This is a genomic window from Collinsella sp. AM42-18AC, from assembly GCF_003467965.1.
Lineage (GTDB): Bacteria > Actinomycetota > Coriobacteriia > Coriobacteriales > Coriobacteriaceae > Collinsella.
This window is the reverse complement of record NZ_QSFY01000006.1, coordinates 1-9,969: the sequence shown is the minus strand read 5'-3', so window position 1 is coordinate 9,969 and position 9,969 is coordinate 1. Positions and strand designations below refer to the sequence as shown.

The 9,969-nt window shown below is 53.5% G+C and carries 8 protein-coding genes; 2 read left to right on the top strand and 6 right to left on the bottom strand.

All coding sequences use genetic code 11. From position 1 onward, the window contains the following. The 5 genes from DW913_RS04595 to rfbA form a co-directional block, all read right to left on the bottom strand. Positions 1-1,194, bottom strand: a 1,194-nt coding sequence (locus tag DW913_RS04595) for a sugar nucleotide-binding protein (protein ID WP_199580760.1), incomplete at its 3' end; no start/stop codon positions are given. A gap of 122 nt (positions 1,195-1,316) precedes the next feature. Further along, complete coding sequence (rfbB, locus tag DW913_RS04590; RefSeq protein WP_117797735.1) at positions 1,317-2,336, bottom strand: dTDP-glucose 4,6-dehydratase; 1,020 nt, start codon at positions 2,334-2,336, stop codon at positions 1,317-1,319. Positions 2,337-2,411: 75 nt separating this feature from the next. After that, entirely contained in the window at positions 2,412-3,386 is a 975-nt protein-coding gene (locus tag DW913_RS04585) for a hypothetical protein (protein WP_117797734.1), read from the bottom strand. Between the two features lie 9 nt (positions 3,387-3,395). Beyond that, positions 3,396-3,833, bottom strand: a complete 438-nt coding sequence (locus DW913_RS04580) for a DUF4869 domain-containing protein (protein WP_040360074.1) — start codon at positions 3,831-3,833, stop codon at positions 3,396-3,398. Positions 3,834-3,928: 95 nt separating this feature from the next. Further along, the gene (gene rfbA / locus DW913_RS04575) at positions 3,929-4,828 is read right to left on the bottom strand and encodes a glucose-1-phosphate thymidylyltransferase RfbA (RefSeq protein WP_117797733.1); all 900 of its coding nucleotides are present in this window, start codon (positions 4,826-4,828) and stop codon (positions 3,929-3,931) included. A 156-nt stretch (positions 4,829-4,984) separates the two neighbouring features. On the opposite strand from rfbA, the gene DW913_RS04570 reads away from it, so the two are divergent. Beyond that, the gene (locus tag DW913_RS04570) at positions 4,985-7,456 is read left to right on the top strand and encodes a glycosyltransferase (RefSeq protein ID WP_117797732.1); all 2,472 of its coding nucleotides are present in this window, start codon (positions 4,985-4,987) and stop codon (positions 7,454-7,456) included. A 287-nt stretch (positions 7,457-7,743) separates the two neighbouring features. Here DW913_RS04570 and DW913_RS04565 read toward each other — a convergent pair whose 3' ends face one another. Continuing rightward, positions 7,744-9,282, bottom strand: coding sequence for a DUF2142 domain-containing protein (locus tag DW913_RS04565; protein WP_117797731.1), 1,539 nt, complete (start codon positions 9,280-9,282; stop codon positions 7,744-7,746). Positions 9,283-9,717: 435 nt separating this feature from the next. On the opposite strand from DW913_RS04565, the gene DW913_RS10160 reads away from it, so the two are divergent. Then, positions 9,718-9,954: a transposase gene (locus DW913_RS10160; protein ID WP_369832261.1), complete on the top strand. Its 237-nt coding sequence runs from the start codon at positions 9,718-9,720 to the stop codon at positions 9,952-9,954. The last annotated feature ends 15 nt before the right edge of the window (positions 9,955-9,969 follow it).

Here is a 9,969-nt window from a genome sequence, read left to right as displayed (position 1 = left end):
CTTCACGTCCAGCACATGGAAGATGGCCGCGGCCATGTCGCGCGTGAAGGTCAGGCGGCCCAGCTGGTCGTCCACGACGGTGACCTGCTCGAGCTTGTCCTCGGGGTCGGCTACGCGGTCGGACAGTCCCCTCATGGTCTTGACGAAGTTGCGGCCCTCGCCGATGACCCAGGAGCTGCGCATGATGTAGTGGCGCGGGCAGCCGGCCACGGCGATGTCGCCGGCGGCCTTGGTCTGGCCGTAGACGGACAGCGGGCTGAGGGGCTCGTCCTCGGTATGGACCTCGGCGGTGCCGTCGAAGACGTAGTCGCTGGACACGTGGACCAGGGTGATGCCGTGCCCGGCGCAGGTGCGGGCGAGAAGGGCCGGCCCGGTCGCGTTGGCCTTCCAGGCGGTCACGCGGCCCTCGGGGGTCTCCGCTTTATCCACGGCCGTGTAGGCGCCGCAGTTGATGACGGTGCCGTAGAGCGACCAGTCGTACTGATCGTAGGCCTCCGGGTCTGACATGTCGAAGGTGTCGATGTCGCAGAAGTCGAAGTCCTTGGCGACCCCGCGCTCCTCGGCCAGCGCGCGCACCGCGCGGCCCAGCTGGCCGTTGCAGCCGGTGACGAGCGTCCTCTTGGGCGCCATGGGGACGACGTCGGCGAGCATCGGGTGGTTGAGGTCCGCCTCGGAGACGGTGGCCTCGTCGAGCGGGATGGGCCACTGGATGGCGAGCTCGGGGTCGGCGAGGTTCACGAAGGTGTAGGTCCTCTTGAGCTCAAGGGACCAGTGGGCGTCCACCAGGTAGGTGTAGGCGGTGCCGTCCTCCAGGGCCTGGAAGGAGTTGCCCACGCCGCGCGGGACGTAGATGGCCTTGCTCGGGTCCAGCACGGTCGTGTAGACCTTCCCGTAGGTGGCGCTGCCCTCGCGCAGGTCCACCCATGCGCCGAAGACCGAGCCGCGGGCCACGGAGATGAACTTGTCCCAGGGTTCGGCGTGGATGCCGCGGGTGACGCCCCTCTTGTCGTTATAGGAGATGTTGTTCTGGACGACCCTGAGGTCGGGGATGCCCAGAGAGGTCATCTTGGCGCGCTGCCAGTTCTCCTTGAACCAGCCGCGCGAGTCGCCGTGGACGGCCAGGTCGACGACCTTCAGGCCCACGATGCCGGTCTCGGTGGCGGAGAGGTCCTTCTCGAATGCGATGTCTGCCATGTGGGAAAAGCTCCAATCGAAGAGGTTGGGTAACCGGGGGCGCCCGCGCGGGGACGCAGGATCATCCCCATGCCCTGCGGCCCCGCGCGGGCGCCCCGCGGTGCGGTTCGCCGGGATGCGGTCTACTGGCCCTGTGCGCGGTAGCGCGCCTCGGTGGCCTCCTTGGCCGGGCGCCACCAGGACTCGTTCTCGACGTACCAGTCGATGGTGGCCTTGAGGCCCTCGGCGAAGTCGGTGTGCGCCGGCCTCCAGCCGAGCTCGCGCTGGAGCTTCGTGGAGTCGATGGCGTAGCGGCGGTCGTGGCCGGGGCGGTCGGCGACCCAGTCGAAGTCCTCGGGGTCGCGGCCCATGGCCTCGAGGATCATGCGCAGGACGGTGATGTTGTTCTTCTCCCCATTGGCGCCGATGAGGTAGGTCTCCCCCATCCGGCCCTTGGTGAGGATGTCCCAGACGGCCGAGGAGTGGTCCTCGGTGTGGATCCAGTCGCGGACGTTCTCGCCCTTCCCGTAGAGCTTGGGGCGGACGCCGTCGATGATGTTGGTGATCTGCCTGGGGATGAACTTCTCCACGTGCTGGTAGGGGCCGTAGTTGTTGGAGCAGTTGGAGATCGTGGTGCGAAGCCCGTAGGTGCGGGTCCACGCGCGCACGAGCATGTCGGAGCTGGCCTTGGTGCTCGAGTACGGCGAGGACGGGTGGTACGGCGTCTCCTCGGTGAACTTCGCCGGGTCGTCGAGCGCCAGGTCGCCGTAGACCTCGTCGGTGGAGACGTGGTGGTAGCGGACGCCGTATTTGCGGACGGCCTCCAGCAGGCAGAAGGTGCCCTCGACGTTGGTGCGCAGGAAGGGCTCGGGGTCCGCGATGGAGTTGTCGTTGTGGGACTCCGCGGCGTAGTGCACGATGGCGTCGTGGCCCGGGACGATGCGGTCCAGCAGCTCGGCGTCGCAGATGTCGCCCACGACGAGCTCCACGCGGTCGGAGGGCAGGCCGGCGATGTTCTCGGGGTTGCCGGCGTAGGTCAGCTTGTCCAGGACGGTGACGTGCACGCTGGGGTGGTTATTGACCACGTAGTGCACGAAGTTGCTGCCGATGAAGCCGCAGCCGCCCGTGACGATGATATTCTTGGGTTCAAAGATCTCAGACATGAAAATCCAATCTGAAGCATGTACAGCTTCTTTAGTATGCCGCAGGAAGTGACGCCGCGGCACTATTCAACAAAACTATCGGACATTTCGGCATGCGATAAGAGCCATAACCTTCGCAGAATTACTTCCCCTACAAAACGCCTCCGGAATGCAGTCTTTGTCGTAACGGAAGACCGAATTCCCAGTTTTATCGCGTAAGTACTTATAGAAGAAGTCCTCCCAGCTTTTAAACTTCTCACTGTTTATAAAGGCTTCTGGGGTTTCCAAAACCGCCTTAACATCTAACCGTGAAATTACGCCGGAGCTCAGCAGAAGCCACTCGAATGACTCGGGAAGACAAACCGTAACAGTATCGCGGTGAATGTCTTGCAGCTTAAGGACGCGGTCCGCATAGCACCCAAATGCCGCTCCGTCCGCGACAACAAACACGCGATCGTCGAAATGCTGATCCAACCAGCCCAAAATCGCGCTGTTCGTCATGGCCGAAGCGCAGGTAAGCTCACTGTCAGCGAAATGCCGTTCAAAGAACTGGAAACCAGACTTACTGTCCTCGCATAGAAGGATAGAAAAGTCCTGTTTTGGCGCCGACCGGGAAATAGCATAACGATGATTTCCGCGATCTTGATAAACAGGGACGAAGGAATGGTATTTTCCGCTCGTCTTAATCTTGTAAATCTCATCCACGCTATACGGAAGATTGAGGAAATCAGCCCTTGAGATCAGCACGAAATAATTCGAGGAATACAGCACATGATGGGCAAACTCATCAGAATGGATCTCTTTTAAGCCCTCATCGACAAATACAATCGAGTCATGAACGGACGAAAGCTGGTTTCGCCAATCATAATCGGTCAGGGCGACACAGGGACAATCGCATTGCAAGGAGACACCCGACTGCTCGCCCGTTCGCATGTAGTCTGCGACCATGTCAAACAGTGTCGTCTTACCCGTGCCACTATCGCCACGCACAATAGTGATGTTCCGCTTGATGGTAAATGTGTACTTAGTTCCCCTGCGGCGGGAAATCTTAACGAGATGCGAACCGTTCATAAGCAGTACCTACAGATACGGAATCGACTCGTGAATCAATTCGGCCATGTTGTGAACGATTCGGCCGCTATTCACGACTTTAATTTTAAAATCCTCGCGACCAAAGTCCATCACATGATAGAGATTCACAACGAGCTTGCGGTCTTTCGCCATGTCAAGAATCCACTTGGCACAGTTGTCACCACAGGTAGAGGCGTTAAAAATATGCTTACGATCAAATCTCATAAGCAGCAGCGTTTTCACGCCACCAGAAAGCTGGAGTGGGGAGATGGATCCAAGCACGGGGCTTTCGATAACGTTTTCGGAGACAACATCCGATCGATCGACATCTTTAATTATCGAGACTGCATAGGGATCCGTAATCCAAGTAGACCGGTAAGAGTTTTTGAAATATGTCGCTGTGTTGTAAATCGCTTCTGGCATATCGCCAAAGTAGACGCTTAACACATCCACTCCCAATCATATTATCTTTATGGTCAACGTAATCATAACGAAAGGGGCCACCAGATAAACGGTGACCCCTAAAAGAAAACAAGCTGGCGCTAGTACTCGCGCGGGCTGTTGACGATCTCGCCGGCGGCGACCTTCTTCAGGTGCTGCCCGTAGACCGACTTGCCGTAGGCCTTGGCGGCCTCCTCGAGCTCAGCAGTGGTGATCCAGCCGTTCTCCCAGGCGATCTCCTCGGGGACGGACACGGGCAGGTCCTGGGAGTGCTCGACGGCGCGGACGAACTCCGCGGCCTCGTGCAGGCTCTCCATGGTGCCGGTGTCCAGCCACGCGTAGCCTCGGCCGAGGGTGACGACGGACAGCGTCCCCTCCTCCAGGTACATCTGGTTGAGCGTGGTGATCTCCAGCTCGCCGCGCGCGGACGGCTCCACCCTATGTGCCTTGGCGGCGACATCGCCCGGGTAGAAGTACAGGCCGGTAACGGCGTAGGAGCTCTTGGGCTGGGCGGGCTTCTCCTCGATGGAGACGGCCCTGCCCTCGCCGTCGAACTCCACGACGCCGAAGCGCTCGGGGTCGTCCACGTGGTAGCCGAAGACCGTGGCGCGGCCCGACTCGGCGTTCTGGACGGCGCGCGTCAGGTGGCGCGACAGGCCGTTGCCGTAGAAGATGTTGTCGCCGAGCACCAGGGCGCACGGCTCCCCGTCGATGAACTCCTCGCCGATGGTGAAGGCCTGGGCCAGGCCGTCCGGCGAGGGCTGCTCGGCGTAGGAAAGGTTCACGCCGTAGCGTGAGCCGTCCCCGAGCAGGCGCTCGAAGTTGGGCAGGTCGGTCGGCGTGGAGATGACCAGGATGTCGCGGATGCCCGCCAGCATGAGGGTGGACAGCGGGTAGTAGATCATGGGCTTGTCGTAGACCGGCAGCAGCTGCTTGGAGGTCACGAGCGTGAGCGGGTACAGGCGGGTGCCGGACCCGCCGGCGAGGATGATGCCTTTCATAAAAATCCTCTCGATTGACAATCGTTGAGCAAAAGCCGCTGATTACAGATGCATAGTTAATTAAATTATACGCACCGGCAGCAACCTCCCCGTCTTCTTATTTAAATCGGACAGCAGAAACACGCAACTCTTTCTGCATTTCTAGCGAGGCAACAAATGAAAAAGTACAATGGGCAGTGTCCAACAAACGAAAGGCAGACAATGCGAGTCGAAACAACCGGAGTATGCAGAGGAAACTGGAAAATCTACCAGCAGCTTATGATTGAAGGCATCCATAAAGGCTCCAGCGTAACAGCCCAAGCGGCTACAAACGACAACCGCTGCTTACCTTTATCCCTCCTAAAATTCCGGGACAATGGTTGTGACTCGAACTCATACGTCCTTGTACTCCCCGATCCCGATGCCCGCACCATCAAAATTGAGTTTTGCGAAATCGGCCAAGACGGTCGTACCCTGAGCAGCGACTCCCTTTCACTCAATTGCAAGAACATCAAATGGGAGTCGCGCCTTAACTACAAAATTAAACCTGACATGTGCAGTAAACTCCGAAACTACGATGACGTTTCAGAGTTTGACATGGCAACGATTGATTTCTGGCAGTGCATCGAAGATTCAAGCGACTACATCCTTAGGTGCACGGTGAGAACGCCGTATCGTAGCGACTCCCAAATCAAACTTCGCTGCCTCGATCGAACCCTCAATGAAGTTGATTTGAGCATCGTCAATTTCGGTTCGAATGTAACAAGCGTTGGATTTACGTCTGAGAAAAAGCAGCTTGAAACGCAGCTCTCAATTCGAATGCCAAAGGCGTTCGATCGTTACTACTTTATTATTGACGATCAAAATCACCCATCATTCAGTGCATTCGAATGCTTAACACCCGATAAGCTAGGCTTGCTTCTTGAGGAGACCAACTTTCTCTTTACCCATGCGCAGTTTGACCCTGAATACCCCGAATGGTTCACGGATCATAAGGCAACTATCGGCGCTCTGGAGAAGCAGAGAAAAATCGTCTTCAACAGCGCTCCGAAGTTCAGCATTATTGTCCCTCTATACAACACACCCATTTCGTTCTTTAACGATATGGCCGAATCCGTAAAAAACCAGTCTTATGCAAACTGGGAGCTCATCCTAGTTAATGCAAGTCCTGACAATCAGGAACTAAAGGCTCGCGTTGAGCAGGAGACGGCCCACGACAACAGAATTAAATCAATTAACCTTACCGAGAATAAGGGCATTTCCGAAAACACAAACGCCGGCGTTGCCATCGCTTCGGGTGATTTCGTTAGCTTCTTTGACCATGACGATATTCTTGAACCGGACTTGTTGTTCTCATATGCCGAGGCAATTGAAAACAATGATGACGTCGATCTTCTTTATTGTGATGAAGATAAACTCATGCCCGATGGAATGCTAGCGCAGCCGTTCTTTAAGCCGGATTTCAATATCGATCTGCTCAGAAACAATAACTATATCTGCCATATGCTTACCATCCGTAAGTCTCTGCTTGACACTCTAGAACCGAACACGAAAGAGTTCGATGGAGCACAGGATCATAATCTGACTCTCCACGCCGTGGAAAAGGCAAGGAAAGTTCATCATGTTGCAAAGGTTCTATATCACTGGCGCCTAAGCGAGACCTCCACCGCAGCAAATGCCGATAGCAAGCCGTATGCCACTATCGCAGGTATCAAAGCGGTCCAGAGTCATTTGGACAGGCTTGGGCTCAATGCGAAGGTCGAACAAGCGCGTCGTCCCTTTACATATAAAGTAACCTACGCTGTGCCAGATTCCCATCCACTCGTGTCAATTATCATTCCAACTAAAGACCACGCCAACATTCTGGACAACTGCATTAAGTCAATTGTTGAGAAATCAACGTACGACAATTTCGAGCTTGTCATAATCGAAAACAACAGCACAGAAAAGGAGACGTTCGATTATTACGATAAGTTGCAAGCAAAATATCCTGACATCGTTCGTCTTGTAACTTGGAAGCACGAATTCAATTTCTCCAAGCTCATGAACTTTGGCGTTGCTCACGCCAAGGGCGACTATCTCTTGCTGTTGAATAACGATACTGAGGTAATTACGCCCAATTGGATTGAGACTATGCTTGGCATCTGCGCACGTGAGGATGTTGGCGCAGTTGGTGCAAAACTCTACTATCCCGACAACACCATCCAGCACGCGGGCTTATGCGTCACTGGTGGCGTGGCAGGACATCTTTGCCAAAGCATGCCAAGGGATAACTGGGGCTACTTTGCACTCAACGATGCACAACAAGACTTCAGCGCCGTCACCGCAGCTTGCATAATGACCAAGCGTGATGAATATGAGAAAGTCGGAGGTTTCACGGAAGAGCTTCAAGTTGCATTTAATGACGTTGACTTTTGCTTAAAGCTACGCGAGATCAACGACCTAATTGTATACACACCCGAAGTCGAGCTCTATCACTACGAGTCGATTTCTAGAGGCGTTGAAAACAATACGGAGAAGCAGATTCGCTTCCACAAAGAGGTCGCGTACATGAATTATCGATGGGCTAAGTATTACGTCAAAGGCGATCCTTATATGAATCCAAACTTCACCGTCGGGGAACCCGCGAATCGTTATTATCATTTATAGATAATGAGTATTTACTCATTTGGGCGCTGTTGAATATCGCGAAACTGCGCCGTCGATATCGCGCTTGGGCACCGGGCCCGACATGGGCTCCGGTGCCGTTTTGCTACCTGCGGTCCGCCCCGCGGCACGGCCTCATGTTGGCCTCTCGCATGCCAACCCAGCGCTCGGTCAAAGTCTCTGCTTGGCTTGGAAAAGCATAGCTTTCGGGGACCCTGCGGCGTCCGAATCATCGCCTGTTATCTAAACTGTTAGATAGCAGAAAAAACCCGAGAGCATTACGCAAAGGCCTACACACAGGATGCAATACTAATAAAACGAATAAGATATAAACAATTCATCACGCACATGCCAAAAGAGACGACAGAAAGCGAAGATGAGTTGAATTTAAACAAGCGCGTTCTCGACCCAAACAACAAAGCTGGTAGAACAGGAAGAAAATATCGTCCTTGAACACCCTGTATTACATTCTCGTAATTGAACGTCCAGCCCAACCACATAGATACAATGGAACCAAGGGCAGCCAAAGCAAAAGCGATAATAAACAGAATGGAACAAATGGGGCTGAGAAAAGAGGGCTCATCTTCGGAATCCAAACAACAAATAAACCCAAACAACAAATAAGGAATCATAAAAAAGGCTGGAAACTGCAAGTTTTTCTGGAGCCATCCAAGCGAATAACCTAAGGTGGATCCCCAATAGAAATCTCCTAGGGAATCTAATGTCCTAAAAAAGACCTCGAAGCTATTCTTTGGATGCATGATGATGTCACTGAGCGTATAAAACCGCCCGATCTCTTGGCCACGAGAGGCATCTGAAGACTGAGACACCAATGTACTCATTGATGCTATGCGCAGCACTAGAACGGAGGCTATAACAGCAAAGATCAGTATGCACTTACCGATACGTCCGACTTTCACATCTTGGAACTGCGAAAGGGGCACAAGCAAACCAAGTAATATCATCCCAGAATAAACAACCTTACACGGAGCCAAAAACGCCGAAATAATTAAATAAATGACGATTTCTTTACAACCTATTGATTTCTGCTCTCCAAAAAAACCGCGCATTAGACAAGCGAATACTAAAAGCGAGTACGCAATAATTCCTGAATCATAAGAGTATGAAGCAGCCAAGTGAAGCGTCATAGGCAGAAGCGAAACAAAAACAATAACCGATTTGCCCTTAGGTGCAATCCTGTATGCCTGGAACGCACAAAAGCAAAAAACCAGAGCCGAACCAATGCGCCCCATATAGAACACAGGATAGGCACCAAGTCCGAAAAACAGACCGATTTGCAGCCCAACGATAGATCCTATTTTCGCAGAAACGTTCTCACTACTGACGCTAAATGAGAACTCATTGAATGGAGTCCACTTCCCATTCTCAAACAGAGCATAATTCTGAATAATCGAATCAAATGAAGAGGAGTCAATGGCGTTACTCTGGCGACCCTTATAAAGGGAAAGATCGATATCCCGTACTAGAAAACCACCATCATTTGTCACATGCGCATTGAATGGAAGACTATCAACCATCCAATAAGTTGAAAAAAAATGATGGCCTTCATCCGGAACCGTAAACGGAGGAAAGATAAAGATAAAAATAATTAGAAATGCTATAAGCAGCGCCAAGAATACCCATTCACTTTTAAGACGATGGTACACCTTAGCATATGCAGCGCAAAGGCCAAGAATTAGAATCAACGAGATGGTAATTGTAAGCAGTACAAGTAATCTCGGATTATTTAGATACCAATAGACTGAATAGAATGCGAAAAAAACGGCAAACAAAACAAATAAAGGCTTACATCTTATGGAACTTGTCATAAAAATCCTTATAATCGAGAAACTAATAGAACGCAATTAAAAATACTGGTATCAGTATACTAGCAAGCACATTGGCATCCAAAAAGAATGGCGGAATTCAATCTCATGGATCGCGCCGAAAATGTTGGTGCAAGGGTGACCCCTTAGTGCCCGTTTAACGAAAAACGGCCTTCGTCCCGGAACCAGAAATCACCACAACAACAGGTTCCGGGAAAGGACGAAGATCGCTATGTAAATCTTGTCAGACCCGGCGCCGGACATACTCGCCATGCCCCGTTTCAGCGACGGCGCCATCGACATGCGGGAGCTGCTCCCCAGACTCGCCAAACAGGTCGTGAACGCCGCGATGGACGCCGAGACCGACCAGCTGAGCGGTGGCGGGGCGAACAGCCGAAACGGCTACCGCGAGAGGTCGCTCGCACCTGCGCCGGCACGCTGACGCTGCGCATCCCGAAGCTCCGCTCCGGCAGCTTCTTCCCGGACGACGTGATCGAGCGCCACCGGCGCGTGGACCGCGCCCTCGTTGCCGCCGTCGCCGAGATGTACGCCACCGGCACGAGCACCCGCAAGGTGCAGAGGGTAGCCGAGAAGATAGGCGTCTCCAGGCTCTCGAAGGACCAGGTGAGCGCCATCGCCTCGAGCCTGGACCAGGCATTGTTAGCGCCGGAATAATTTAGCCAAATATAG